The sequence below is a fragment of the Streptococcus sp. 29896 genome, from assembly GCF_032594915.1.
In the GTDB taxonomy this organism is placed as follows: domain Bacteria; phylum Bacillota; class Bacilli; order Lactobacillales; family Streptococcaceae; genus Streptococcus; species Streptococcus suivaginalis.
Genome location: NZ_CP118733.1, coordinates 1,849,824 through 1,876,053, shown reverse-complemented (window position 1 = coordinate 1,876,053; position 26,230 = coordinate 1,849,824). Strand labels below are relative to the sequence as shown.

23 protein-coding genes, 1 tRNA gene and 1 pseudogene are annotated in these 26,230 nt (G+C 43.6%); 20 read left to right on the top strand and 5 right to left on the bottom strand.

The features are described 5' to 3' along the window. Positions 1–33 precede the first annotated feature (33 nt). From PXH68_RS08535 to PXH68_RS08500, 8 genes and pseudogenes are all read left to right on the top strand, one after another. Entirely contained in the window at positions 34–756 is a 723-nt protein-coding gene (locus PXH68_RS08535; protein WP_248028210.1) for a hypothetical protein, read from the top strand. Then, positions 696–1,019, top strand: coding sequence for a hypothetical protein (locus PXH68_RS08530; RefSeq protein ID WP_248028211.1), 324 nt, complete (start codon positions 696–698; stop codon positions 1,017–1,019). Before PXH68_RS08535 ends, PXH68_RS08530 begins: the two co-directional genes overlap by 61 nt. Beyond that, a complete protein-coding gene (locus PXH68_RS08525; protein ID WP_248028212.1) occupies positions 1,012–1,347 on the top strand; it encodes a hypothetical protein in 336 nt (111 codons plus the stop codon). The genes PXH68_RS08530 and PXH68_RS08525 overlap by 8 nt, the downstream gene beginning before the upstream one ends. A gap of 78 nt (positions 1,348–1,425) precedes the next feature. Then, positions 1,426–2,271, top strand: a complete 846-nt coding sequence (locus tag PXH68_RS08520) for a hypothetical protein (protein ID WP_248028213.1) — start codon at positions 1,426–1,428, stop codon at positions 2,269–2,271. A 148-nt stretch (positions 2,272–2,419) separates the two neighbouring features. After that, positions 2,420–2,875 carry a hypothetical protein gene (locus PXH68_RS08515; RefSeq protein WP_248028214.1) on the top strand — a complete coding sequence of 152 codons (456 nt, stop codon included), beginning with the start codon at positions 2,420–2,422 and terminating at the stop codon, positions 2,873–2,875. A gap of 79 nt (positions 2,876–2,954) precedes the next feature. Beyond that, a pseudogene (locus PXH68_RS09900) lies at positions 2,955–3,188 on the top strand (DUF6572 domain-containing protein); the annotation flags it as partial. Between the two features lie 232 nt (positions 3,189–3,420). Beyond that, complete coding sequence (locus tag PXH68_RS08505) at positions 3,421–5,064, top strand: hypothetical protein (RefSeq protein ID WP_248028215.1); 1,644 nt, start codon at positions 3,421–3,423, stop codon at positions 5,062–5,064. Continuing rightward, a complete protein-coding gene (locus PXH68_RS08500) occupies positions 5,064–5,636 on the top strand; it encodes a DUF6572 domain-containing protein (RefSeq protein WP_248028216.1) in 573 nt (190 codons plus the stop codon). Before PXH68_RS08505 ends, PXH68_RS08500 begins: the two co-directional genes overlap by 1 nt. A gap of 116 nt (positions 5,637–5,752) precedes the next feature. On the opposite strand, the gene PXH68_RS08495 is transcribed toward PXH68_RS08500, so the two are convergent. Together PXH68_RS08495 and PXH68_RS08490 are read right to left on the bottom strand one after the other, a co-directional pair. Then, a complete protein-coding gene (locus PXH68_RS08495) occupies positions 5,753–6,622 on the bottom strand; it encodes an RluA family pseudouridine synthase (protein WP_248028217.1) in 870 nt (289 codons plus the stop codon). A gap of 1 nt (position 6,623) precedes the next feature. Continuing rightward, entirely contained in the window at positions 6,624–7,592 is a 969-nt protein-coding gene (locus PXH68_RS08490) for an NAD(P)/FAD-dependent oxidoreductase (protein WP_248028218.1), read from the bottom strand. Between the two features lie 153 nt (positions 7,593–7,745). On the opposite strand from PXH68_RS08490, the gene pbp2a reads away from it, so the two are divergent. The 5 genes from pbp2a to PXH68_RS08465 all read left to right on the top strand — a co-directional run bounded on the left by pbp2a (position 7,746) and on the right by PXH68_RS08465 (position 16,371). After that, complete coding sequence (gene pbp2a / locus PXH68_RS08485) at positions 7,746–9,980, top strand: penicillin-binding protein PBP2A (RefSeq protein WP_398582980.1); 2,235 nt, start codon at positions 7,746–7,748, stop codon at positions 9,978–9,980. Between the two features lie 47 nt (positions 9,981–10,027). Further along, on the top strand, positions 10,028–10,180 hold the full coding sequence (rpmG, locus tag PXH68_RS08480) for a 50S ribosomal protein L33 (RefSeq protein WP_158456468.1): 153 nt from the start codon (positions 10,028–10,030) through the stop codon (positions 10,178–10,180). A gap of 9 nt (positions 10,181–10,189) precedes the next feature. Beyond that, complete coding sequence (gene secE, locus PXH68_RS08475) at positions 10,190–10,366, top strand: preprotein translocase subunit SecE (protein ID WP_248028219.1); 177 nt, start codon at positions 10,190–10,192, stop codon at positions 10,364–10,366. A 110-nt stretch (positions 10,367–10,476) separates the two neighbouring features. Further along, positions 10,477–11,016, top strand: coding sequence for a transcription termination/antitermination protein NusG (nusG, locus tag PXH68_RS08470; protein WP_044689788.1), 540 nt, complete (start codon positions 10,477–10,479; stop codon positions 11,014–11,016). 144 nt (positions 11,017–11,160) lie between these two features. Next, complete coding sequence (locus tag PXH68_RS08465; RefSeq protein ID WP_248028220.1) at positions 11,161–16,371, top strand: S8 family serine peptidase; 5,211 nt, start codon at positions 11,161–11,163, stop codon at positions 16,369–16,371. 42 nt (positions 16,372–16,413) lie between these two features. On the opposite strand, the gene PXH68_RS08460 is transcribed toward PXH68_RS08465, so the two are convergent. Continuing rightward, a tRNA-Cys gene (locus tag PXH68_RS08460) sits at positions 16,414–16,484 on the bottom strand. A gap of 290 nt (positions 16,485–16,774) precedes the next feature. On the opposite strand from PXH68_RS08460, the gene rpsB reads away from it, so the two are divergent. Then, positions 16,775–17,551 carry a 30S ribosomal protein S2 gene (gene rpsB / locus PXH68_RS08455; protein ID WP_172044535.1) on the top strand — a complete coding sequence of 259 codons (777 nt, stop codon included), beginning with the start codon at positions 16,775–16,777 and terminating at the stop codon, positions 17,549–17,551. Between the two features lie 240 nt (positions 17,552–17,791). Then, on the top strand, positions 17,792–18,832 hold the full coding sequence (tsf, locus tag PXH68_RS08450; RefSeq protein ID WP_248028221.1) for a translation elongation factor Ts: 1,041 nt from the start codon (positions 17,792–17,794) through the stop codon (positions 18,830–18,832). Between the two features lie 364 nt (positions 18,833–19,196). Here the strand turns inward: tsf and PXH68_RS08445 are convergent, their stop codons facing one another. Beyond that, positions 19,197–19,898, bottom strand: a complete 702-nt coding sequence (locus tag PXH68_RS08445) for a GNAT family acetyltransferase (RefSeq protein ID WP_248028222.1) — start codon at positions 19,896–19,898, stop codon at positions 19,197–19,199. Beyond that, entirely contained in the window at positions 19,898–20,236 is a 339-nt protein-coding gene (gene traF / locus PXH68_RS08440) for a conjugal transfer protein TraF (RefSeq protein ID WP_248028223.1), read from the bottom strand. The genes PXH68_RS08445 and traF overlap by 1 nt, the downstream gene beginning before the upstream one ends. 283 nt (positions 20,237–20,519) lie before the next feature. On the opposite strand from traF, the gene PXH68_RS08435 reads away from it, so the two are divergent. The 5 genes from PXH68_RS08435 (at position 20,520) to PXH68_RS08415 (ending at position 26,192) form a co-directional block, all read left to right on the top strand. Beyond that, positions 20,520–20,978: a CtsR family transcriptional regulator gene (locus PXH68_RS08435; RefSeq protein ID WP_248028224.1), complete on the top strand. Its 459-nt coding sequence runs from the start codon at positions 20,520–20,522 to the stop codon at positions 20,976–20,978. Then, positions 20,979–23,435 carry an ATP-dependent Clp protease ATP-binding subunit gene (locus tag PXH68_RS08430; protein ID WP_248028225.1) on the top strand — a complete coding sequence of 819 codons (2,457 nt, stop codon included), beginning with the start codon at positions 20,979–20,981 and terminating at the stop codon, positions 23,433–23,435. A 128-nt stretch (positions 23,436–23,563) separates the two neighbouring features. Beyond that, complete coding sequence (locus PXH68_RS08425; protein WP_158456482.1) at positions 23,564–24,601, top strand: AAA family ATPase; 1,038 nt, start codon at positions 23,564–23,566, stop codon at positions 24,599–24,601. A gap of 9 nt (positions 24,602–24,610) precedes the next feature. After that, positions 24,611–25,417 carry a nicotinamide riboside transporter PnuC gene (gene pnuC / locus PXH68_RS08420; protein ID WP_398582962.1) on the top strand — a complete coding sequence of 269 codons (807 nt, stop codon included), beginning with the start codon at positions 24,611–24,613 and terminating at the stop codon, positions 25,415–25,417. Between the two features lies 1 nt (position 25,418). Further along, on the top strand, positions 25,419–26,192 hold the full coding sequence (locus PXH68_RS08415; RefSeq protein WP_248028227.1) for an NUDIX domain-containing protein: 774 nt from the start codon (positions 25,419–25,421) through the stop codon (positions 26,190–26,192). Positions 26,193–26,230 lie beyond the last annotated feature (38 nt).

Here is a 26,230-nt window from a genome sequence, read left to right as displayed (position 1 = left end):
GAGATAATAGATGATGAAAAGGAGGAGTATTCGATGGACAAAAGCAAGTTTTTTCACAAAGTAATAGGGCTACTTTCTCTTTGTTTCCTCCTGTCAGCCTGTACAGAAGCACATGCCGTAAAGCCTGAGGGAGATAAACTCTATGAGGATTATATTATTACTCCAGTCTTGGAGGTGGAAGATTATCGTTTTGTGGCAGATGGGAACGGCATCGTCATTGTCTGGAAGGTGACCAATCAGGATGAGGTGGAACAAGCGGGAAGTGACGGTTTCGATGAACTAGCCGCCAATAAGAGCTACCTGATTCGCAATGTCATTAAGAAACTTGACCGCAACTTAGGTCCAACAATCAAGGAAATGGGGGAAGAAGAATACCATTATTTGGATATCTATGATCTGAGAACACCGAGTCTAACGAAAAAGCGGATTGACCTTGTGGAGGTCAGTCTGGCCTATCTGAAAGATGAGGGCTACAAAGTCTATGGTGCAGGGGGCTTAGGCGAACTCTTTCAGATTGGCGAGTCCAACTACACCATGATACATGTAGGGAAGCTGCATGGGGAGGACATAAAGTCTAAAAACCTCCTATTCAATCTAGATACAGGCCTGGTCGAGGGTGAGGTACCAGAATCAGATCCTCAACTAACCAACCGGGAGCTTCTTTACTTGGATACATATGTAGAAAAAAATCTCAGGTGTCATTTGGATATAGTGGGACTAGAAAGACTGACCTCTATGATGGCTCGATCAATCTGAGGGATGTGGATGTCCATGCGGCTGTCATCCTCGACCAGGAAGATGCGGAGGCTTATCCCCTCTATGAGATTGTAGATAATACAATCATCAATCAAGAGGGAATCATAGCGACAGAAGAGTTGTTTATGAATAGCGGTTTGAAGTTCTATGACCATGCTTACCTAGATAGAGTAGCTACTGTCGACGGTGAAGACCACCGGATTACTAAGTTTGAGGACATCGCGACCTATGCCAAGAAGCCAGAGGAGTACAACAATGACTAGTCAAAAGAGTATCAACCCTAACCAGATTTTGAGTATCAAATCCAGCTATGAGGATATGTCTGGGATGATCGCTGATAGCGCAGACTTTTTCGATTCTGATGATGCTTCGAAAGAAAAGGTAGCTTCCACTACTAGTCGGCTTAAGTTAGTGAGTCAAGAGATTGTTTCGACAGTTGAGCAGTTGGATGGCTACTTGAACACGGTGGCAGAAACCTTTCGTCAAGCAGACCAGTCGATTGCCAATTCCATCGAGGAAAGTCTGGTGAACGGAAAGGAATTAAGAAAAAGAGATATAACTAAGAGCTCATCCTATCAGATGTTGCCATAAACCAACCCAGACAGGATTATCTTGTCTGGATTTTCGGTGTAATAGACAAGTATGATAATCTGATAAGGATGAGAAAACATGAAAAAATCAATATGGAATGCCTCTTTAGAAGAGAGCATGGGGTTGGTAACGGATCAGTACATTCAGACTTCAATGGAGGATATAGAGAAAAATGGTTATGGAAAGAAAATAATAGGTTTTTTGACAGTTGAATTTTTTATATTTCTAATATCATTTATCGGACCGTATTCGGATAAAGAAGTTGGAAATATATTATTTGTGGAGGCGAAAATCCTATTTTCAATCCCCGTATGGCTTGGCTTATTAGTAATCGTTCATTACCTAATGGATGTTAGAAAGATACGCCACAATCGAATTTTGTCGTATTACTATTTCAATTGGAATATGTTCTTGATGGTGAGTTTACTTAATTATCAAGTATTTGTACTATGTGCGATTGGTTCAGCCATGTTTTTTGGTTCGCTAATTGCAGTCATTCTAAACCTATCTATCATAATCTTTGTAATCGCAGAAAGATATCTATGGTTTAAGAAAGAGGTTTTGAATGGCTTATATGGAAATCAATCTGTTTCTAATCCATTGAATGACGTGTTAGAGAAGTTTGTCGTCTTAGGGAGGAAATATGGTGGCTTAATCGTCTTTCCCTTTGTTGTACTTCGTCTCTTTTTACCCAATCAGGGTAAAGGGATTTATGAGAATGATTTTCTAAGAAGTTTAGTCATGATTTTTGGGATTGGTGGGCCTATATTACTTTTCTACTTTATCGTAGCAATAGTATTTAGTTGCATTGAAGGATTTTATATCAATAAATACATGGAAGACTATCGTATTCTCTCAGGATATAGCATTGAAGACTGGTATGGTAAAGAATCCAAGCGATATAAGGAAAGTTTGGGAGAGTAGGTTTTGTTTAAATCGTCTTAATTTACTTTTGGTTTATGGCTAAGTAATGGATTCCAAAATCCCAAATTACATAATTTTTTTGATGCAACTTGTAAACCCAGACAGGGTCAAGTTGAAAATTACCAAAGAAATAGAATAGGAGAGTAGGATGCAAAAAGAAAAAATGACAGTAGAAGAGTTCTTACAACTGAAGAAGGATGCTCAGGTATCCTTGATTCTGTTTATTGTTTTTGGAGTTTTCCTGTTTTCAAGCATGTTTTATATTACAGCGATTGGTGCAAGAACACAAGTATACAATTCTATAGGGATTACAGTGTTTTTATCTGTGGCCATGACAGCTTTTAGACCCTATTTTTTACCAAAAAATATCTTAGAGAAAAAACAACCTGAGCTGAAGCAGTATTCGACAAAGGGCTACTCAGTTTCTAGTGCCTTTCTAAAAAGGGTTTTTCTAGTTTATTCGGTTGCGATTATTGTGGTTGTTTTCGGTTTTGCCTCTGCCTACGCAACTCGGGTTGAGACCATCCTTCCCGATGATACCTTACCAAGTCTGGAACAGAAGTCTATTATCGAGCAAAAATTGGAGGGTAACAGTAATGAGTGATGAGTATTTGCTTAGTTGTATTACCAATAGTCGTGAAAAGCTTGCAAAGTATGAACGCGTAAGGAATACTATTATGAGTCATAATCTTCATACTCAACGTAGCCTATCTGGTCTCCAATCCTACATTGAGCATTGTCAGAAGGTCATTGATAGGATTGATAGTCAGGAAGGATATGGGGATGACTTTACAGAAAAAGTTATCAATCTGACTTTTCAGTATGCCCCATCAGACAATGGTCTTGCTTTCCTTGTGCAAGTTCAAAAAGTATTACAGCCAACAGATATTCGTTTGAAGGTTGTTGTGCCAGAGTAGAGTTTTAAGTCCAGACAGGGTCATCTTGTCTGGATTTTTAGTATAATAGAAGGGCAGAAATATTCTTCATGTGTGCATAAACAGTTAGGTTAGACTTGGTCTAAAGCGGAGCCCAGGAGTGGGAATGAGGTTGGAGTTGTTATCTCTCGCATCCATTTTGCAACAAGTTGAGTAGCTCTGCAATTAACCACTCCGCCAGACCGACCAGCTAACGGATAAACAAATCAAAGAGTTGGAGTCCAAGAGTGATGCGGAGTTGGTTCAGGAGTTCTATCCGATTCTGGAGTCAGACTATAGTCAAATCAAAAATAGCACTTGGCAGGAGGAGAATAAGGAAGCCTTAGGCTTGGTTGATACAGGTCTCAAAATTTTGGCGGGCGTTGCCCTAGCAGCAGGAACGGTTATGACTGGAGGTGCTGGCCTTCCACTTGCCCTTGCAGGTGGCGCGTACCTCTTTGCGGATGGTGCCCACTCTGCGATTACAGGCAACACCTTGATTACTGGTAATCAGTTGAACACGGAAGAGCGTATCTGGGCTGGTGCTGAGGCTGTTGTGACATTGGCTACTCTTGGTAGCTTTGCGGCAGGTCAGAGTGCCTTGCGAGCAGGTAAACAAATCCCGACGACCGTTCAGACTATTGGTAAGTTGGCTGGCTATGCGGATGAGGGTGTGGAACTTGGACAATTGGCATCTGGTATCCTTAGTGGAGACGGTACGAATGCGACCTTGAATTACATCGGAGGTAAAGCATTTGAAGGCATTGTAGAGGGCTCTGTTAAGGGACTCCAAAGCCAACTTTCTCACATTGAAGTCTCAAGCCCAAGCCAAATTCAGCTCAACGCTCGTCAGGGTCAGGACTTTGTGGACTTACAAACGGTTGAGTTTGGTAAAATCGCCAGCAAGGTCGAGAACAACATCACGATCAAGATGACGGTTGATGGCGTTGAACAGAAAATCCGAGTGGATGCGATTGGCTTTGATGAGGCGGGGAATATCCGTATTCAAGAGTACACAACTGCTCAGAATGGTTTGAAAATCAGTCGCCAGAACCTCTTGGAAGACCTGTCCAAGTACGGCGGCACCATTGTCGGAGCAGGCAAGGGCGACTTTGTGGGTGGTGTTGAGATACCCAAGGGCATACGGATTGATGTCGTGTCGCAGAAGACGGGGAATTTTTCAATAGATAGCACTCCTAACTATATCCAAGTAGGACGTTATACTACAGAACTTTCGAAGATGGATCTACCTCTTGAGGAAAAAGTTATAAGACTTCAAGAGTTTTATTCAGATCTTTCGGATAAGACAGATATTAACGTTCCATCGGATTCTCAATATGTAGTGGCGGTACGCGACGGTTGGGTTGAGTATGATTGGCCAGAGAACTTAGGTTATCAAGAAGGTACCGTTCAGTCGATTACCAGAGAGTCAGGATTGCCAGATCAATGGGATCGTTTTGGACATATGGGAGGAGGGAACTTCTCGGACATCCCTAGTGATGGTCCATATACCTATAGTCAGCGTGCCATTCCGTATGTAGAAAATCCGAATGCTTATCATAAAGGAACCTTTAATAGACAAACGTATTTTGATAAGATTGATGCCATTGCCAATCAAGATAGGGATGCTCTCAATAATATTCTAAAGCAGGAAGGTATTACTCCTGTTTCGCAAGATAAATTTGCAGAATACCTCGCAAAGTATAATAAATACAATGCAGAAAAAACCTCTGCATTGGGATTGTCCATTGAGGACATTAAATATGGTGTTCACGGTAAAGCGGCTACTTGGGGGGATATGTCAGGAGGAGCTGAACAAATTGTAACACCATTTGGAGGGTCTGATATGTTAAAATTAGGGATGATGGAGGAGAACTAATGACAAAGCAAGAATTACTGAATTTTGTGGAAGCTCATCAATCTGAAATAGGGGCATTTAATATTATGCCAGGAAAAAAATTTGGTGGGCAATTTACTCTCGGCTACTATTTTGATGAGGAGTCGCAAAAATATAAAGTATATGAGATGAGTGAGCGTCAAGAATTCTGGGTATGGGATGAATTTGATAGGGAATCTGAAGCAATAGATAGGCTATATAAAAAAATACTTTTCGACTTCAATATAGAAAATGACATTGCAATTAGTCCAACCACCATCGACTCTATCGGCATCGTAGACGGCCACCTAGAACTATTATTGGCAGATGGGAACGAATGGCTCCCTGACACTGAACAAGACCATCTTCTCAAACTCCAAGAAAAGCTGAACAACTACATCCACTTTATCGAAAGCAAGCAGTATGTGGACAGCTACGGGGATGACTTTACAGAAAAGGTTATCAATCTGACTTTTCAGTATGCCCCATCAGACAATGGTCTTGCTTTCCTTGTGCAAGTTCAAAAAGTACTACAGCCGACAGATATTCGTTTGAAGGTTGTTGTGCCAGAGTAGAGTTTTTAAGTCCAGACAGGGTCATCTTGTCTGGATTTTTTGGTTAGTGGAAACATAAAAAAATCACTGGATTAGTCCAGTGAAATTGGGATATAGAATTCTAAGGGTACCGCTATTTATTTCATGTGTTTCAAAACCTTCTCAAAACTCTCTGATCGTGCTTCCACGCTGATTTCTTCAAGGGTCAGCGGGTGCGTTAAGCTAAGTTTTTGGGCGTGGAGCATGAGGCGAGGGGCTGCGATTCGACTATAGAGTGGGTCGCCAATCAGAGTATGGCCATGATGAGCCAAATGCACCCGAATCTGATGGGTCCGCCCAGTTTGGAGGCGACAGGTAACCAAACTATTTTTGCCAAGGGTCTTCAAGAGATAGACCTGGGTAAGAGCAGTCTGCCCTTTGCGGTTGTCGACCACCCGCTTTCTGCGGTCGTGTCGGTCTCGTCCGATTTTATCAGTGATAGTCCAGTCTGTCTTTCTTAGCTGCCCTTGGCAGAGGGCCAGGTAGTCACGGTAGATGACCTTGTCCTCCAAAAGACGATTGAGAATGGGCAGGATAAAGGGATTTTTAGCAAAGAGAATGGCTCCGCTGGTTTCCATATCCAGTCTGTGGACCACATAGCAGGTCTGGCCGACATAGGCAGATACATGATTGAGCAGGGCGATTTCCGTAGGCTCATTGCCGTGGGTTTTCATGCCTTCGGGCTTGTTGACGATAATCAAATGCTCATCTTGATAGAGTTCCTCTACCAAGTCCGCCTGTCCTAGAGGAATACTTTTTTCAGGATAATCTTCCTGGTCAAAGGTCAATTCTAGCAGGTCGCCTGCAGCAATCGGACTCTGCCAGTTTATCAGCTCTCCGTTGACACGGACCTGCTTCTTGGTACGGAGGAAGTGGCGGATTTTTCTGGGAATGAGAAAATAATCTTCCAAGACTTCCTTGACAGTCAGTTGTGGAAAGGCTTCGGGAATGCGAATATCAATTTTCATCTTATAGGCTGGTCGAGTGCTTGGGTTGCACTTTTTCATTTGGATTGAGGTAGTTCATAGCATTGTTAACTGCGGTTGGGGCTTCGCCTAGTCCAGTCGCAATCAGGTCAACCTTGCCCTCGTAGAAGCAACAGTCACCGATAGCATAGATACCAGGGACAGAGGTTTCTTGCTTGCTGTTGACGACGATGCGGTGGCGATTGAGTTCCAAGCCCCATTCTTTCAGCGTGCCAACAGATGATTTGAAGCCGTAGTTGACAAAGAGGTGGTCGAAAGACAGGTTAAGCTTGTCCTCGCTCTTCACCTTGTCAAAATGAATGCTAGAAGCTCTGCCATTTTCCCCAGAAAGCCCTTTAGGAACAAAAGGTGTGTGGATGTTGACGCTGGACTGCTTGAGCTCTTCCACGCTGTGCTCAAGGGCTCGGAAGTTGTCACGACGGTGGACGATCTGAGTGGTCTTGGCGATTTTTTCAAAGGCCAGGGACCAATCGACCGCAGAGTCACCGCCACCCAAGACGACGATGTCCTTGTCGGCATACTGCTGGATATTGGATACGTGGTAGTGGACGTTGTCAAAGCTGTCAGCACCGTCAATCTCCAGCGGACGTGGCTTGAAGGCACCGCCACCCATAGCGATAATCAGGGTCTTGGTTTGGTGGCTACCTTTGTTAGTCGTCAGGGAAATGACCTCTCCTGGCTCAATAGCAGTCAGGGTTTCATTGAGGCAGATGGTGGTGTCAAATGGAGTCAGCTGGGCGAGGAGGTTGTCGGTCAACTCTTGTCCTGTCAGGCTTGGAAAGGCGGGAATGTCTAAAATAGCCTTCTCAGGATAGAGAATGGCAGGTTGGCCACCCAGTTGGGGCAGGGAGTCAATGATTTTGACCTTGGCTTGACGGAGATGGGCGTAGAAGGCGGCGAAGAGACCGACTGGTCCGCCACCGATGATGGTAATGTCATATACTTGTGTCATGGGAATCCTCTTCTTTGTTCAGAATGACCCTATTTTATCATATTTTTGGAAAAAATTCCCTGTCTGTTGTCACAAGTTATCGCAGGCTTTTTTCTGCTAGTTTTTACGAAATGGTGTATAATGGTACAAAATTCACATAGAAAGGAAGAGATGATGGACCAGGATTTACAAGAAACCATCCAGTTAAAGGGATTAGATGAAAAAGAAAAAATGGATAAACCAGACCAGTCTGGACAAGACAGTCTAGAACAAGAGGGATTGAGCCGACGCAAGAGCCGTGGTGGTCAGGATCCCAAACCAAAGAAGCCTTCGCGCATACCAGAACCTATCCGCAAGTTCTGGCGTCGCTACCAGCTAACTAAGATCCTTCTCATTATTGTCGGAATGGGGATATTGACGGTTGGTAGTTACTTGTTCTATTTGGCCAAGACGGCAAATGTTGGAGACCTGCAGGCTGCCCTGAAAGCTACGACGGTCATTTATGACAAGGACGGTGTGGAAGCAGGAACTTTGTCGGGACAAAAAGGGACCTATGTTGAATTGGACGCCATTTCCGATGTCATGGAAGAGGCGGTTATAGCCACAGAGGACCGGACTTTTTACGAAAACTCAGGAATCAATTACATGCGGACTATCTTGGCGGTTCTGACGCTGGGGCGGTCTGGCGGTGGTTCCACCATTACCCAGCAGTTGGCCAAAAATGCATTCTTGACCCAAGAACAGTCAATTAGCCGTAAGGCTAGAGAATACTTCCTAGCCCTGGAAATCAATAAAAAATACAGCAAGGAAGAGATTCTCACCATGTACCTCAATAATGCCTATTTTGGGAATGGGGTCTGGGGTGTAGAAGACGCCAGTCAAAAGTATTTTGGTATTTCTGCCAGCCAGCTGACCTTAGAACAAGCTGCTCTATTGGCAGGGATGTTGAAGGGACCGGAAATTTATAACCCTTATTATTCACTTGAAAATGCGACCAATCGTCGTAATACGATCCTGCAGGCTATGGTAGATGCAGGGGCGATTGATCAGGCAACGGCAGATGCTGGTTTTCAGGTTGATTTAGCCAGTCAGCTCAATGACACCTACGCAGGCAAGCAGAGCAATTATAATTATCCTTCTTACTTTGATGCTGTCATTGCTGAAGCGATTGAACGCTATGGTCTGACGGAGTCAGATATCATCAATAATGGTTATCGTATCTATACTGAGATGGACCAAGCTTCCCAGGCCAGCATGCAGGTCATCTATGATGATGAAAGTCTCTTTCCAACGGCAGCTGTTGATGGCAGCTCTGCCCAATCGGCAAGTGTTGCTTTGGATCCTACAACGGGTGGGGTTCGTGCCTTGGTTGGCCGTGTTAATTCTTCCGAAGGTCAATCCTTCCGCAGTTTTAACTTTGCGACCCAGTCCACTCGAAGCCCAGGTTCGACCATTAAGCCACTGGTCGCCTATTCGCCAGCTGTCGCAGCGGGGTGGGCGATTGATCGTGAGATTGACAACCACACGGAGACCTATGGTGGTTATACACTCCATAACTATGATCGTACAACTTCGGAAACCGTTCCTATGTACCAAGCTTTAGCGCTTTCTTACAACCTACCGGTCGCTGCTATTGTCAACACTTTAGGATTGAACAAGGCATTTGAATATGGTAAGAAGTTTGGGCTTGAGATGGATTCTGTGGAAAAAGTTCTCGGCATGTCTATCGGTAGTGGTGTGTCCACCAATCCTCTGGAAATGGCGCAAGCCTATGCGACCTTTGCAAATGGGGGTGTGATGAAGGATGCCCATCTGATTACCCGCATTGAGTCGGCCAATGGAAAGGTCTTGGGCCAACATAAGGAATCCTCGACCCGAGTGATTGACAAATCTGTTGCCGATAAGATGACCTCCATGATGCTCGGTACCTTTACCAATGGTACAGGAGTTAATGCGGATGTTTACGGATATAATATCGCCGGAAAAACTGGAACAACAGAAACTGGTTTTGATGGAGGATTAATCAATGACCAGTGGGTGATTGGCTACACGCCAGATTTGGTGATTAGTCAATGGGTTGGCTTTGAGGTTACAGACGAAAGCCACTATATTGATGATAGCAACTCCTGGATGGCCCCTCAGGTCTTTCGTACTGTTGCAGGAGCAATCCTGCCCAATACGGCTGGCACGCAGTTTAGTGTTGAAAATGCCTACGTACAAAATGGAATTGTCTCCGTCGCTGAAGATGTGAGTCAGACGACAGAAGATACTGCCTTGCAGGATCAAATTGCTGAGGTCAGTCAGCAGACACAAAACTTATTGGAACAAGCCAAACAGAATATCGTGGATGCCCAACTACCAGAACGTGCAAAGACCTTGATTGATACGGTGATTGGGTGGTTCCAGTAGTTGTCAAAACCTCTTAAACGTGTTACAATAGTTTGGATGGAGGGCTTATGGCACTTAAAAAAGCAAGTTTAGCCTGTACAGTTTGTGGGTCTCGTAACTATTCAATTCAATTATCGAGCAATCCAAGACCAGTACGGTTGGAAGTAAATAAATATTGTAAGCATTGTGGACAATACCAGCCACATAAGGAAACAAGATAGGAGTTTGTTGTGAAATTTTTTGCAGATACCTTTCGAATTTTAAAAGAAACCACTTGGCCAAGCGGTAAGCAGAGCTGGTTGGATTTCTCATCTGTACTTCAATACACAGCCTTTTTCGTAACAGTGGTATACCTCTTTGACTTGATTTTGTCACGAGGAATTATCAGTTTAATTAACCTTTTCTAGAAAATACTTGCCATTTGTAAAATGGAAGTGATATAATAAAGAAAAGCGAAAGCCTTCGGGCTTTTTTTAGCGTCTAAAAATGCAGTGGTTCCATAGAAAGGAAGATAAAAATGTACGATAGTTTTGATAAGGGCTGGTTTGTTTTGCAAACCTATTCAGGATATGAGAACAAGGTTAAGGAGAACTTGCTCCAACGTGCTCACACCTATAACATGTTAGAAAACATTCTTCGTGTAGAAATTCCTACTCAGACCGTTCAAGTTGAGAAGAACGGTGAGGTCAAGGAAGTAGAAGAAAACCGTTTCCCAGGTTATGTCTTGGTGGAAATGGTTATGACCGACGAAGCTTGGTTTGTAGTGCGTAACACACCAAACGTTACAGGTTTCGTGGGTTCACACGGTAACCGTTCAAAACCAACACCGCTCTTGGAAGAAGAAATCCGTCAAATCTTGGTATCTATGGGTCAAACTGTTCAAGAATTTGATATTGATGTAAAAGTTGGCGACACTGTGCGTATCATTGACGGTGCCTTCACCGACTACACAGGTAAAATCACAGAAATCGACAACAACAAGGTCAAGATGGTTATCTCTATGTTTGGTAATGATACCATTGCTGAAGTTAACTTGAGCCAGATTGCTGACTTGTAATAAATATGTAAAAGCACAGGGAAACTTGTGCTTTTTCTTGTTGTTGAGGTAGGGTTCAAAAAAACTTGCCAAATATTTGAAAAAATTATAAAATTAGGTATACTTAATTTATAAATTAACCAAAATTAAAAAACGGAGGTTTTTATGAAACAAAAGTGGTTTCAAATCGAGAGTAAACAACGCTTTGGCATCAAGAAGTTAAGTGTCGGCGTGGCATCGGTATCAATAGGCTTTTTTATCACGGGTGTCCCGATGGTTCAAGCAGATACTAGCGGAGAAGAATTGCAACCTAGGGTTATGCTAGCAAGGGCTATGGACAGTAAGCAAGATGCTGAGGTAGAGAAAGAAGATGAAGCCGTTAAAATGGAGCAGGTGGATGAACCAGTTGCTGAAGAGGAAGTGGTCGAAGAAGTTGTAGATACAGAGGCAGAAGAAGAGTCAGGTTTTCTCGCAGATCGAGCTGCGACCGAGATAAAAACTACAGCTGGTAAGACAACAGATGAGTCAAGGGAAAAAGAAGACATTAGCGGAAAAGAAGCTAGTGCTCCTCAAACAAGCCCGCAGGAATCACCGGTTGAGCCAGAAGAGGTGACAAGAGGGCGCTATATTTTACAATTTTCCGACGAGAACCGAAATCTTGTATTGGATAAATTAAAGAAAATTGATGGCGTTAAAATTGTTCATGAGTATAAGGAGGTTTTAACGGGAGCATCTGTAGAGGTAGGGAAAGAAAGTTTGTCTGATGTGAAGGCAATTACCGAATTAACCTCTTTAGAAGAGAGTCGCCGTATCCGACCGACTCTTCATACTGCTAAACAGCTGGTTGGTGCCTTAAAAGCAAGTTCTAAATATCAGACAGATGGTCGCGGAATGGTGATTGCAGTCATTGACTCTGGTTTGGATATTAAGCACAAAGACATGAGGTTGGATGAAGGTGTCGTCCCTAAAATCAAGGAAATTACTCCATCTACGACAGGGACATACACACTGAAAGTTCCCCATGGCTATAATTACGTATCTGGTAACGATAATCTCTACGATGATACCCACGAACCACATGGTATGCACATAGCAGGAACTCTGGCTGGAAATGCAACAGACGAAGAAGTTGCGTCTAAACAGGGGATTGATGGTATTGCTCCCAACGCACAACTGCTAGTCTACAAGATTTTTTCAAATGACCCTAAAAATTATAAAGCTGAGACGGAGGATGCTGCTTATGCTGCTATTGAAGATGCTATCAAACACGGGGCAGATGTCATTAGTTTGAGCGTTGGTTATTATGATAGCGGGCTGCCAGGGAATGCCTACTACACGATTGCTAAGAGGGCAGCAGAAAAGGGGATTATCATTACAGCAGCTATTGGTAATGCTGGTGCCTCCTCTTCAGACACCTCCTTTGACTTGCATACAAATAATGCCTTAGGAGCTGTGGATACGGCAACAACAGTTGGTGTGGCAGCGACTCCTGCAGTTATCGGGGTTGGTTCGGCGAGAAATACCCATCTTGTTCAACGTGAATTTATGCTGAATGGGCAGTCTTTTGGCTACTATCCTATTGGCTATACAACACTTCCAGAGGGAAATTATGAATTTGTAGATGCTGGAAATGGTCGTTGGGAAGAGGTACAGGGGCTAAATTTGGCTGGTAAAGTAGCGATTATCAAAAATGATAAGTTTGACTTGAAAGATGCCGTTCGTAATTTGAAATTCAAGGATGTTGTTGGACTTGTTGTGGTAAACACTGATCAGGGATGGAACAAGGATTATTATAAGACCCATCAGTTATTGGTAGATGATAAGACTTTGCTTTCCTATTCCTCTATCTGGGGAATTAGTCTTAGCGGGGAAGATGGAAGGCGATTATTGGAAGTTGCCAACCAATCGCAAGGTAACACTGGTTTGGTTCTTAAACCTACAATTGGAATGAAGAAGTTGATTGAAGTGCCGACTGTATCAGGTTTTTCTAGTTGGGGGCCTACGGTCAACTTAGAATTGAAGCCAGAGATTGTGGCGCCGGGAGAGGATGTTTATGCAACCTTGAATGACAATCGTTATGGCTCCATGTCAGGGACTTCGATGGCTTCGCCAATTGTGGCGGGTGCCAGTGCACTTTTATTGCCACGGATTCGCCAAATGACACCACCAGAAGGCATGACTAGGATGGATTTGCTGAGAATCATTTTGATGAATACTGCTACCCCTTTGGTTGATGTTCTAGATTCATCTGGGCATGCTTTGGAAAATTCTCCGAGACAACAAGGTGCTGGTCTGTTGCAGATCGATAGAGCCTTTGAAACAGACGTGATTCTTCACCACCGTCTAAAAGGAGGGGTGGAATTAAAAGAAATAGGGCGTGAGACAGAATTTGAGGTGACCTTGGAAAATCTGGGGAACCAACAAAGAAGCTTTGCTATTTCAGCCGGGAAAGTATTGACTAGTCAAGATATTCCTGTTGATAGAGTAGGACGTTCTGGAAAAGTAGTTAAAGAGATTCATGCGGCAGAAATCAAGGGGGCGAGTCTTCATCTTTCTGAGCAATCCATTCAACTAGGTCCGAAAGAGAAGAAAACCATTCGCCTGAGACTGGATGCAGGAGAAGCGAAGGACCAGTTTGCAGAAGGGTATATTTACTTCAAATCATTGACGGAGGGGCAGTCTGACATCAGCATTCCTTATTTTGGCTTTGTTGGTGACTGGTCAAAAGAAAGGATTGTTGATGCACCGACTTGGGAAACAGACTCTAAATTGAAACTGACCTCGGTTTTATCTAGCTATAAATACAACAAGTCTGGGCGCTATATTGAACTTGGGCGTGAAAAGATTCAAGATAATCAATCGCCTCTCAATCCAGAAAATATCGCAATTCAAAACCAGCATTCGGACAGTCAGATTGGAAATGCCTTTGTTCGATTTGCGCTATTGAGGGATATTACCAACTATGACTTGGATATTGTAAAAGAGGCTACAGAAGATGCTCCTGTTCTAAGGCGGATTGACACAGGAACCATGCTATCTCGCATTCGCTATGTAGATTATTTTGAAAGTCTTTCGGAGTATTCCAAGTTTCGTACCCCGATAGAATTGCACCGCTGGGATGGAAAACTGTACGATGCAAGCCAGGATGAAAACATACCAGCACCAGAAGGACAATATTTCTTCAGATTGCGGGTGAAAAACAAAGAAAACGGGGCCTATCAGTATACTTATCTGCCAGTCAAAATTGATAATCAAAAACCTGAGATTTTAGCCATCGATACTAGTCGATTAGCTAGCCATAAAGAATTAGTCGTCACAGCCAAGGATAATAATAAGGTTTGGGAGGTTCGAGCTAATCTAAATGGAGAAAATCTTCTTGTTGAAAAGGTTGTAGATGATTCAGGTCAACTACATTACCATCTCAAAGAAGTGGAATTGCCACTCGATGCTAAAAATTATCTCCGTGTTGAAGTGATGGATATAGCGGGAAATGTGATTGCTGTTGAAAAAGACTTAGTGTCGCCTGTAATCCAGTTTAAAAATTTGGAAGATTTGATGGCAACTCGCAGTAAGAAAACTGTAGAAATTAAAGCGAACGTCTCAGCCCAAGTTTCCGATGTACAGGCTAACTTGGATGCTCAGGCTGTGAATTACTCTTTGGAAAATGGTCAACTATCTCTCCAAATTCCAGAGCAATCAGATGGACGTCATAGTTTTGAATTAATCTTGAAAGATAAAGACGGCAACCTTATTTACACTAAAACCTTGAATTATTTGGTGGATAATGAAAAGCCGACAATTGATCTTGATATTGAAAAAGATGAAGAGGATGAAGAGGTTATCCAGATTGGTAAAAACGGGCGTTTTACATTGAAGGGGAAAGTGAGTGATAATGTTAGTCTTCCTAAGGACATCAAACTTTACTATTCCAATTTAGACATTGGTAAGGGAGTGCTGAAAATCATAGATGTAAAAGAAGACGGCAGTTTTGAGCAAGACTTCTTTAAGTCTGATTTTCCTAGAGCCATCATGTTAACTGCGGTAGATGAGAAGGGCAATAAATCGACGGCCCTTCGTATCAATACAAGTCCAGAGAGTCTGGATGATGAGGAAGAAACAGAAGTTCCGATTACTGTTAATAACTGGTTGATTGACCCGATTCGTTTCAATAAAGAAAGTCTTGGTCGTGAGCTAGATAGCGAGTTGGTCGACTTCAAAAAGCAAGAAGATGGGACTTATCTATTTACATTTGAAATAGAAGCAGAAACCGAACAAGCTCATTCTGTGCGCATCAATGGTGGCGAAAAACGCTATTTTGAGGATGGGAAGTTGACCTATCCAGTTACCCTAATTGAAGAGGGAAATGTTGTGGATATAAGTGTGTACAATGAGGCGGATGAGTTGACTTACACGAAGAAATATCAGATGTTGGTTGATACAGAAAACCCTGTTTTACAGCTGGAAAATGAGGTGCTACCATTGGAAAGACAGGTAGTGGATAGTAATGAAGATGAAGACGAGGAAAATCAGTATGCAGGAATCCTCCTGGCAGATGCTGATGGGCACTTGATACTTACCGGAAGCGCCAAGGATAATGGAATTTATTGGTCCTTGAAGATCAACGAAGATTTTGTAGCTCGAGGAGGTTTCTGGAGGCAGTATGGAAATAATGAAAAAGACTTTCGCTATGAGCTACATAGTCTGAAAGACGGAGATACAGTCAAACTTGATTTGAGTGACAGTTTTGGAAATGCTGTTGTGAAGAAATATAAGGTACGGTTAAATGACAAGGAGGTATCTGAGCAGGTTCCTGAAAGTGGCCTTCATGTGGAGCAATCAGATAAGGATCAAGCCTCTAGCATTCCTATTTCGAAATCGGAAGCGCACGTACCAATGCCAAAAGAAGAGAATTCGCTTGCTTCGCAAACAGAATCCACTGAAATCGCGCTGTTAACTGGCGATACAAGAGAAGACGGTGTGGAGCAATCAGATAAGGATCAAGCCTCTAGCATTCCTATTCCGAAATCGGAAACTCCTGTACTAGTGTCAAAAGACGATGGCTCACTGATTCCGCAAACAGAATCTACTGAAATCGTGCTGTTAACTGGCGATACAAGAGAAGATGGTGTGGAGTATTTGGGGAGACTTACAAAACATGAGGAGGCATTAGGAATTTCTGACGAGAGAATAGAAGTGTCCATACCTCACAGAGAATTATTTGAAAGAAGCGGAAAAGGAGAGACAGGTACATTGGCAGCGGATACTAGTGGGAAACTGCCTCAAACTGGGGATAACCTGGGAAGTGTCTTTATAAGTTCTTTGTTAGGTCTATTTGGTGGAGCTATAGCTCTTGGAAATATGAAACGAAAAGAATAGCAAAAAACCTAGGAAGTTTCCTAGGTTTTTTAGAAGATTAAAAGGCGGTAGACGGATTTGAACCGACGATCAAGCTTTTGCAGAGCCGTGCCTTACCACTTGGCTATACCGCCATAACAAAGAATATTGTACCTTAAATAGTGAAATAGGTCAAGTGGAAATTTTCGTATCAGCCCCATTTCTAATTTTGGGGTTAGACTAGAACTTACTTTGAGAATTTAATGTGCCGAATTTTGCCGAATTTCTCTACTATTTTACTTGAAAATAGACAGTTATTCTGATATACTAATAGAGTTGCTGTGCGACAAATACTCATCTCGGACCAATTGTGGTCTTGTTGCCGAAAGGTTGGGCTGCAAGTCGAAGTTCGGGAGAGGAGAAAAAACAAAAAGGAGAAATACTCATGGCAGTAATTTCAATGAAACAACTTCTTGAGGCTGGTGTACACTTCGGTCACCAAACTCGTCGCTGGAATCCTAAGATGGCTAAATACATCTTCACAGAGCGTAACGGTATCCACGTTATCGACTTGCAACAAACTGTAAAATTGGCTGACCAAGCTTACGAATTCATCCGTGACGCTGCAGCAAACGACGCAGTTATCCTCTTTGTAGGTACTAAAAAGCAAGCTGCTGAAGCTGTTAAAGACGAAGCTATCCGCGCTGGTCAATACTTCATCAACCACCGTTGGTTGGGTGGAACTCTTACAAACTGGGGTACAATCCAAAAACGTATCGCTCGTTTGAAAGAAATCAACCGTATGGAAGAAGATGGAACGTTCGAAGTGCTTCCTAAGAAAGAAGTAGCATTGTTGAACAAACAACGTGCTCGTCTTGAAAAATTCTTGGGCGGTATCGCTGACATGCCACGCATTCCAGACGTAATGTTCGTTGTTGACCCACACAAAGAGCAAATCGCTGTTAAAGAAGCTAAAAAATTGGGTATCCCAGTTGTAGCTATGGTTGACACAAACACTGATCCAGATGATATCGATGTTATCATCCCAGCTAACGATGACGCTATCCGCGCTGTTAAATTGATTACAGCTAAAATGGCTGACGCTATCATCGAAGGCAACCAAGGTGAAGATGGTCTAGCAGCAGTTGAAGCTGAATTCGTAGCTGAACCAGCATCTACAGAATCAATCGAAGAATTGGTTGAAGTTGTAGAAGGTAAATAAGTAACGAAGGCGTTTAGAAATCTGTATGAAAATAGGAAACTGACGCAGTATGCTTGCATACAAGGAAGTTTATCTTTTTCACTAAGATTTTAGCCTGAGTACAATTGAATAAGTAACGAGGACGATTTAAAATCTATATGGTTTTAGCTCGTGTACAATTCTAAACAACAAAAACAATCCTAGAGGGGCAGGGCTGAGCCCGCTCCTCTATTTTATAGAAAACAAACAAGGAGAATAGACATGGCAGAAATTACAGCAGCTCTCGTTAAAGAATTGCGTGAAAAATCAGGTGCTGGCGTTATGGACGCGAAAAAAGCATTGGTAGAAACTGACGGTGATATCGAAAAAGCGATTGAATTGCTTCGCGAAAAAGGTATGGCTAAGGCAGCTAAGAAAGCTGACCGTGTAGCAGCTGAAGGTTTGACAGGTGTTTACGTTAACGGTAACGTAGCAGCAGTTATCGAAGTCAACGCTGAAACAGACTTCGTTGCGAAAAACGCTCAATTCGTTGAATTGGTAAACACTACTGCTAAAGTAATTGCAGAAGGTAAACCAGCTGACAACGATGCAGCTCTTAAATTGACAATGCCTTCAGGTGAAACCCTTGAAGAAGCATACGTAAACGCAACTGCAACAATCGGTGAGAAAATCTCATTCCGTCGCTTTGCATTGGTTGAAAAAACAGATGCTCAAGCATTTGGTGCATACCAACACAACGGCGGCCGTATCGGTGTTATCTCAGTTATCGACGGTGGCGACGAAACCCTTGCAAAACAAATCTCAATGCACATCGCTGCGATGAAACCAACTGTTCTTTCTTACACTGAATTGGATGAGCAATTCGTTAAAGATGAGTTGGCACAAATCAACCACAAAATCGAACAAGACAACGAAAGCCGTGCAATGGTTGACAAACCAGCATTGCCACTCTTGCAATATGGTTCAAAAGCTCAATTGACTGACGAAGTGATTGCAGCAGCTGAAGAAGCAATCAAAGCTGAATTGGCAGCAGAAGGCAAACCAGAAAAAATCTGGGACAAAATCATCCCAGGTAAAATGGACCGCTTCATGCTTGACAACACTCAAGTTGACCAAGCATACACACTTCTTGCTCAAGTTTACATCATGGACGACAGCAAAACAGTTGAAGCTTACTTGAACTCAGTAAACGCTTCAGTTGTAGAATTTGCTCGTTTCGAAGTGGGTGAAGGTATCGAGAAAGCTTCAAACGACTTTGAAGCAGAAGTTGCAGCGACAATGGCAGCAGCTCTTGGTAAATAAGATGTAACGAAGAACTTCCGAGTAGGAGGTTCTTTTTATATTGAGGGCACTACTTCACGAATATGACTTGCTTCATAAGTTCGATTTCCAATCTTGTACATGTACAAGCTGTACGGCTCTTTTGAGGCTAATTTGGTTCGCACTATCTCCAGTCTTCAAAGGATTCCCAAACCTTTGAAGCGACTACTAAAAGCAAACTGAAAGACTACTCGACAATTCAAGAACTTCCGACAGGGAGTTCTTTTTTGTAAAATCGGTCTTAAGGCTGATGTCTGAACGGGTCGAGTGAGTTATACTAGTATCAATCCTAAATATTTTTCATAATCTCCTTAAAAAGCACCGGCCATGTGGTCGGTGCTTTTTGTTAGATTTCTAAAATATAAGTATCCCAGCTAGGCTTGTTTGGTTGTCGGAATTGGTCAGCTAAATGCATGGCGATAGGATCGCAGTCATCAGCCTCAAAGCTAATCTGTTCATACTGTTCAAATAGTTGGCAAATAACTACTTGGATGAAGGAACCAAAGCTTTGTACATCTTTTCCGCATACGTAGGCAATTTCATTGTTTTCTATAAAAGCCCAATTTTCTGAGTCTGTATAAACCAGGTCAGGTAGATCCTTTTCAAAGTCTTCTTGACTGGCAGTCCAAGGATTGATGTCTTGGTGGACTGTTTGATAGTGGTCAAAAATTTGCTGACAGGCTATTTGATAAGGTGCGGTGCCTTTGCGGACTATGCTTAAGTTGGAAGTGCCTGTTTGACTGAGATAGTCTTGCTTGGTCACTTCGAACTCATAACATTTCCGCTTGCAGACAAAGCCAGCTGCGGTAAGGAAATGGATTCTTTCCTGCTCTGCAGAGGAGAGCATAACTTGAAGAGGTTTTCCGCCTAAGGAAGTCTGTAGGGACTGGAAGAGCTGCTTTGCTATTTTGCAATCGTAATCGACCAAATCTAGTCGAAGATAGATATTGGTCTGGTGGTAGGGATTTTGGTAGCTGTGAATCTTGCCGACTGGTCTTCCGTGATGAGAGATGTGGAAGGTGTTGGCTTGGTAGGAAATGTCTAGCATTAGCCTTGAATAAAAGCCGCAATCTCTTCTTCCGTCATGCTGGAGTCGCAGCGGACTTGGACTCCAGTAGGTTTAGCGACGAGGAGACCTGGGACGGTAGGAACTTGGTAGTGGTCGCGAAGGGTCTGGAGTTCTGGACTGATTTGGCTAGAGTCGAGGAAGTGGATGGTCACTTGCTTTTCTTGGGCGACCTTGTGGAGTTTTGGTGCAAAGCGGTTGCAGTATGGGCAGGTGCTACGTCCGATGAAGAGAATGCCGCCCTCTTTGGCAGCTAGAAGGTTCTGTGCCTGCTCCACGGTCACACTTGTAAAATCTTGGATGTAGTCTTGAAAGTTCATGGTATAAGATATAAAGGGCCTTAAGTGGACACAGACAAAATAGAAAATAGAAGGACGATGCAAGCGTCTAGTTCTCGTTTATCTTTTTGGCCCAGTCCCTAGCCCGTATTCAGTTCAACTAAATACGGGAGCCCTAGTCCTTTCTGTTTTTTCTTTTATTATAGAAAAAAGCAGAGCAGATTTCAAAAATTGGCTACGTTTGTGTGGAAGTGAGGCTTTCGCTTTCAAAATGTGAACAAAAATAGTATAATGGTCAAAGATAGTCAAAGAAAGAGGCGATACTATGGCGATGAAAAATACATCGGATTATATCGAAGAGCATATCAAAGCCATCTTGGACCAGGTCAATGTGGCAGAATTGCGTCGGAGTGAATTGGCCAGTCGGTTTGAAGTGGTGCCAAGTCAGATTAACTACGTGATAAAAACCCGTTTTACAGCCAGCCGTGGTTATATTGTGGAAAGCAAGCGTGGTGGCGGGGGTTATATTCGCATTGGTCGGATTACTTTTTCGGATAAGCACGAACTGGTCCATGATTTGTTAAATAATATGGGTGAGCAGTTGTCTGCGACGGTCTATTCAGATATATTGCAGTTGCTGTTTGATGAGGGCTTGATGACAGAGCGAGAGGGCAACCTCTTTTTGGCTACTGGGTCAGATGATGTTTTGGGGCGAGATGCGGACAGTATTCGGGCGCGTATGATGCGTCAGGTATTGCGTCGCTTAGATAGGAAAGAGGATTAAATGGGAAAAAAGATTTCAAAAGGTTTACAAGGAGTATTTGAAGATGCTCAGTTGATTGCCCAACGTTACCGGAGCGAGTATTTGGAGACTTGGCACTTATTGCTGGCTTTTGTGATCAATCCAGACACGATTGCAGGCTCTGTTTTGGCAGAATATCCTGCTTCTATCTCTGATTATGAGCAAGCCACTTTTGTGGTGACAGAAAAAGTCTATCAAGAAGAGTTGGAGAGGTTTGATTTTCTGCCGTCTTCCAGCCGCATGGTCGAGGTCAATATTCTAGCGGAAAAAATTGCAGAGATTGTCAAGGCTAAGGAACTAGGGACAGAGCATCTGTTTATGGCCATTCTCTTGGACAAGCGCTCGATTGCATCGCAAATATTGGACAGGGTTGGTTTTCATTTTGAAGATAGTGGTGATAAGACCCGCTTTATTGATTTGCGGAAAAATTTGGAAGGTAAGGCAGGTTTTACCAAGGACCACCTCAAAGCCATCCGGAGTATCTTGAAGGGCGGAAAACCCAAGCAAGCCAATGTAGGAAACATGATGGGTATGCCTCAGCCACAAAGTGGAGGTCTGGAAGATTATACACGGGATTTGACGCTCTTGGCTCGTTCTGGTCAATTGGAACCTGTGATTGGTCGAGATGAGGAAATTGCTCGTATGGTCCAGATTCTCTCACGAAAAACCAAGAACAATCCAGTCTTGGTTGGGGATGCGGGTGTCGGAAAAACTGCGCTAGCTTTGGGCTTGGCCCAGCGAATCGCTAATGGTCAAGTGCCAGCCAGCCTTGTCAATATGCGGGTTCTTGAGCTGGATTTGATGAATGTGATTGCTGGAACACGTTTTCGTGGAGATTTTGAGGAACGGATGAACAATATCATCAATGATATCGAAGAAGATGGTCAGGTGATTTTGTTTATCGATGAGCTGCACACGATTATGGGGTCTGGTTCAGGGATTGATTCGACTTTGGATGCGGCCAATATCCTTAAGCCTGCCCTGTCTCGTGGAACCTTGCGGACAGTAGGGGCAACGACTCAGGATGAGTACCAAAAGCATATTGAAAAAGATGCGGCCTTGGTGCGTCGTTTTGCAAAGGTTTTGATTGAAGAGCCGAGTGTGGAAGATAGTATCAAGATTTTAGAGGGGTTGAAATCCTCCTATGAAGCTCATCACAAGGTTTCGATTTCAGATCAGGCTTTGGCAACAGCGGTGCGGTATGCCAAGAGGTATTTGACCAGTAAGAACCTGCCAGATTCGGCCATTGACTTGTTAGATGAAGCCTCTGCCAAGGTGCAAAATCGTGCCAAGGGTCAAGCGCCAGAAGGTGATCTGACTGCCTTGGATCAGGCGCTGATGGCTGGAAAATATAAGAAGGTCAGCCAACTGATGGTCAAGGCGCAGGTTGCTCAGGAGGAGGGCAACCAGTATCAGCTAGAAGTGACGGAAGAAGATATTTTATCTACTCTGAGTGTCCTATCAGGGATCCCTGTGTCTAAATTGAGTCGTTCGGACGCCAAGAAATACCTCCATCTGGAAGAGGAGTTGCACAAGCGTGTGATTGGACAGGATGAGGCGATTTCTGCCATCAGTCGTGCCATTCGCCGTAATCAGTCAGGTATTCGGACAGGACGCAGACCGATTGGCTCCTTCATGTTCTTAGGGCCAACTGGTGTCGGTAAGACAGAGTTGGCCAAGGCTTTGGCAGAAGTTCTCTTTGATGATGAATCGGCTCTTATTCGTTTTGACATGAGTGAGTACATGGAGAAATTTGCGGCTAGTCGCCTAAATGGAGCGCCTCCTGGTTATGTTGGCTATGAAGAAGGTGGCGAGCTGACAGAGAAAGTTCGTAATAAACCCTATTCTGTTCTGCTCTTTGATGAGGTAGAAAAAGCCCATCCAGATATTTTTAACGTGCTTTTGCAGGTCTTGGATGATGGTGTCTTGACCGATAGCAAGGGTCGCAAGGTTGATTTCTCCAACACGGTGATTATTATGACTTCTAACTTAGGAGCAACCGCTCTTCGTGATGATAAGACCGTTGGGTTTGGAGCTCTTGATTTGTCCAAGGACCACAAGGAAGTTGAAAAACGGATCTTCGAAGAGTTGAAAAAGGCTTATCGCCCTGAATTTATCAACCGTATTGATGAAAAAGTAGTCTTCCACAGTTTGACAGAGTCGGATATGTTGGATGTTGTCAAAGTGATGGTGAAGCCATTGATTGCGGTTGCCGCGAGCAAGGGAATCCTTCTGAAACTTCAACCATCAGCTCTTAAATTGCTGGCCAAGGAAGGCTATGATCCAGAAATGGGTGCCCGTCCACTCCGTCGTTTGCTCCAAACAAAATTGGAAGATCCGATGGCGGAAATGCTCTTGCGCGAAGATGTTGGTGCAGGTATGACCTTGAAAGTGGGTGTCAAGGCCAACCAGCTCAAGTTTGAGAGTGTGAACGAATAGACTCGAGAGAAACAGGGAAACCTGTTTCTTTTTACTACACCTTTTTATAAAAAATAATAAATAGGTCTTGACTGGTTATGGAAAAAGGGGTATGATAGAAAATATAAAAAAATATAAAAAGGTTATCTATGAAAAAAACAGTTGCAGTTATCTTTGGGACTTTTGCGCCAATGCACAAGGGGCACATTGACTTGATTCAGCGTGCCAAACGAGAAAATGACCGAGCGGTGGTCATCGTTTCGGGCTATGATCAGGACCGTGGACATCAGATTGGTTTGGGCTTGCAGAAGCGCTTCCGCTATATCCGTGAAACCTTTAATGACGAAGCCTTAGTTTCTGTTTTTAAGTTGGATGAGACTGGCATGCCGCCTTATCCAGAGGGTTGGACCCCTTGGTTAGAAGCCTTGGAGGCCTTGGTTTCTCCTCGGGAAGACGAGGATTTGGTCTTCTATGTTTCAGAAAAAGAGTATGCAGAGGAATTGCGGTCACGGGGCTATCTAGCTTCCTTTACGGAGAGAAATTTTGGGATTTCTGCGACACTGATTCGGGAAAATCCTGCCAAGTATTGGAATTCCATCGCCAAGCCCTTCCGACGTCACTTTTCTAAGAATGTCTTGGTGGTCGGCTCAGCTTCAAATGGAAAAACCACGCTAGTGCGAGATCTGGGCCGCTATTATTCCTGTCCCGTTTCGTTGGAATATGCCCGCTACTACCAGCAACGCTACAATGTCCGTGACGATGAGTTGACAGGAAAGGACTACAACTATCTTCTGACAGGTCAATACCGGCAAACCTCTGATTTGATTGATTCGGAGACCAACAGGGGATTGGTGATTGCAGATACCAACGCGACTGTTACAGAAGCCTACTACGACTACTACATCGGTGAAACTTCTAGTTCCTTCCACTCGCTTTGTGCGGATACGGTGAAGAATGAAAAATGGGATTTGATTATCTTTGTCTTGCCGACGGGTTCTTATGTTGATGATGGTTTTCGGGATATGACCATGGCTGACGCTGACATTCGCAATGCCTTCACCGAGCATTTGAAGGATTTGGTTGCCAAAAACCATCCGCAAACCCAGTTGGCTTATATCGGTGGGGATTATGCAGAAAACTATGCCAAGGCCATTCAGTTGATCGATGGTATTTATCAGGAATATTAGGAGGAAGATATGAATCAATTGCTTCAGCGTATCGAAGGGATGAAGACCGCTGTGACACAGGTTCCAGAAAATATGGCTGCGATTGCAAGCAGGGCAAGGAAAATGGGGCTACTTGGGGTCTTGCAGGCGGTTGTTGCAGACCTGTTTTTAGGGCGGACGCTCTTTCAATGGTCTTACTTACTGGTCCTGTCGAGTGTGCCTTTTGTCTTAGAGTTTACCAATGGTGCTGCCAATCATGACTGGGTTGGGCTTTTTACCTCCTGGACGGGCATTGTCTGCGTGATTATGGTGGCAGAAGGTCGTGCAAGTAACTACTTTTTTGGTTTTCTGAATAGTGTGATTTACTTTGCCCTCTCCTACCAAAATATGTTTTATGGAGAAGTAATGACAGCCATCTTTTTCATTGTCATGCAGCCAGTTGGTCTTTATTTTTGGTTGACTGCCCGTGTTAATGGAGTGGCGGAAGAGGAGAAGACGGAGTTTGAGGCCCGTAAGTTGGACTTGAAGGGCTGGATCAAATGGCTGGGCTTCACTTTACTGGTTTGGGCAAGTTTTGGCTTGATTTATCAATCGGTTGGTTCGGCTCGTCCATTCCGTGACTCTATCACAGATGGGACCAACTGGACGGGTCAATTTTTGATGACCTATCTTTACCGTGAACAGTGGATTTTCTGGATTGCGACTAATCTATTCTCTATCTATCTCTGGTGGGGGACTTCTCTTCACATGCAAGCCATGTACTGGGTTTATGCCCTGAACAGTGCGGTTGGTTGGTACCAGTGGTCTAAGTCTATAAAAGAGGGGCAGGTGGCGTAGGATGGTTAGGCCAGAAGGTCTATCAGACAAGGAATATTATGAAAAATATGGGACGGAAGAAGAATTTTTGGCCTGGTACCAACAACAGGATTTGCCGCGTTTTGAAAAGCCTAGTGTAACGGCTGATATGGTGGTTTATAGTTTTGTCCAGGGTCGAATCAAGCTCCTCTTGATTCGGCGGGCTGCCCATCCTTGTCAACACAAACTCTCCTTGGTAGGTGGCTTTATTGCCAGAGGCGAGGATGCCTACCAGACCTGCCAGCGTGAGATAAAAAAAGAAGCAGGACTGGATTTGCCACGGAATCACATTGAGCAGCTTTTGACGGTTTCCAATCCAGAACGGGATCCGCGGGGCTGGATGATGACCATTGCACACTTGGTTTACCTGCCTAGTCAGGCCTTGGACTTGGTCAAGCCAGGTCCAGATGGACGGGAGCCGATTGTGATTGATGTAGATTTTAAGACAGCGCAGTGCTTCTATGAGGATCAGGTCTTGGGGGCAGAGGATTTTGCCTTTGACCATTATGAGATTGTTATGACCTCTATCCAGCGGATTCAAGGGCGAATGAAGTGGAATCCTACTTTTCTCAATCTCTTGCAGCAACCTTTTACCATCTATGCTGCGACGGACTTGGTCAATCTGATTTCTCCTGACAAAAAAATACTCCACAACAATTTCCTTGCCAAATATGGAGATTTTGTGGAAGAAGTGGGGGAAGAGCGCCTGCCCAAACGCAAACCCAGAAAAACCTACCGTTTGAAAGAAAGTTTATAAAACAAAGAAAACTCCAGCTGATACTGGAGTTTTTGATA

What these genes read in the sequence shown, in the direction of transcription:
- PXH68_RS08535 (WP_248028210.1), top strand. Translation starts at nt 34, where the DNA reads ATGGACAAAAGCAAGTTTTTTCACAAAGTAATAGGGCTACTTTCTCTT.
- PXH68_RS08525 (WP_248028212.1), top strand. Translation starts at nt 1,012, where the DNA reads ATGACTAGTCAAAAGAGTATCAACCCTAACCAGATTTTGAGTATCAAA.
- PXH68_RS08520 (WP_248028213.1), top strand. Translation starts at nt 1,426, where the DNA reads ATGAAAAAATCAATATGGAATGCCTCTTTAGAAGAGAGCATGGGGTTG.
- PXH68_RS08515 (WP_248028214.1), top strand. Translation starts at nt 2,420, where the DNA reads ATGCAAAAAGAAAAAATGACAGTAGAAGAGTTCTTACAACTGAAGAAG.
- PXH68_RS08500 (WP_248028216.1), top strand. Translation starts at nt 5,064, where the DNA reads ATGACAAAGCAAGAATTACTGAATTTTGTGGAAGCTCATCAATCTGAA.
- PXH68_RS08495 (WP_248028217.1), bottom strand. Translation starts at nt 6,622, where the DNA reads ATGAAAATTGATATTCGCATTCCCGAAGCCTTTCCACAACTGACTGTC.
- PXH68_RS08490 (WP_248028218.1), bottom strand. Translation starts at nt 7,592, where the DNA reads ATGACACAAGTATATGACATTACCATCATCGGTGGCGGACCAGTCGGT.
- pbp2a (WP_398582980.1), top strand. Translation starts at nt 7,746, where the DNA reads ATGGACCAGGATTTACAAGAAACCATCCAGTTAAAGGGATTAGATGAA.
- rpmG (WP_158456468.1), top strand. Translation starts at nt 10,028, where the DNA reads ATGGCACTTAAAAAAGCAAGTTTAGCCTGTACAGTTTGTGGGTCTCGT.
- nusG (WP_044689788.1), top strand. Translation starts at nt 10,477, where the DNA reads ATGTACGATAGTTTTGATAAGGGCTGGTTTGTTTTGCAAACCTATTCA.
- PXH68_RS08465 (WP_248028220.1), top strand. Translation starts at nt 11,161, where the DNA reads ATGAAACAAAAGTGGTTTCAAATCGAGAGTAAACAACGCTTTGGCATC.
- rpsB (WP_172044535.1), top strand. Translation starts at nt 16,775, where the DNA reads ATGGCAGTAATTTCAATGAAACAACTTCTTGAGGCTGGTGTACACTTC.
- tsf (WP_248028221.1), top strand. Translation starts at nt 17,792, where the DNA reads ATGGCAGAAATTACAGCAGCTCTCGTTAAAGAATTGCGTGAAAAATCA.
- PXH68_RS08445 (WP_248028222.1), bottom strand. Translation starts at nt 19,898, where the DNA reads ATGCTAGACATTTCCTACCAAGCCAACACCTTCCACATCTCTCATCAC.
- traF (WP_248028223.1), bottom strand. Translation starts at nt 20,236, where the DNA reads ATGAACTTTCAAGACTACATCCAAGATTTTACAAGTGTGACCGTGGAG.
- PXH68_RS08435 (WP_248028224.1), top strand. Translation starts at nt 20,520, where the DNA reads ATGGCGATGAAAAATACATCGGATTATATCGAAGAGCATATCAAAGCC.
- PXH68_RS08430 (WP_248028225.1), top strand. Translation starts at nt 20,979, where the DNA reads ATGGGAAAAAAGATTTCAAAAGGTTTACAAGGAGTATTTGAAGATGCT.
- PXH68_RS08425 (WP_158456482.1), top strand. Translation starts at nt 23,564, where the DNA reads ATGAAAAAAACAGTTGCAGTTATCTTTGGGACTTTTGCGCCAATGCAC.
- pnuC (WP_398582962.1), top strand. Translation starts at nt 24,611, where the DNA reads ATGAATCAATTGCTTCAGCGTATCGAAGGGATGAAGACCGCTGTGACA.
- PXH68_RS08415 (WP_248028227.1), top strand. Translation starts at nt 25,419, where the DNA reads ATGGTTAGGCCAGAAGGTCTATCAGACAAGGAATATTATGAAAAATAT.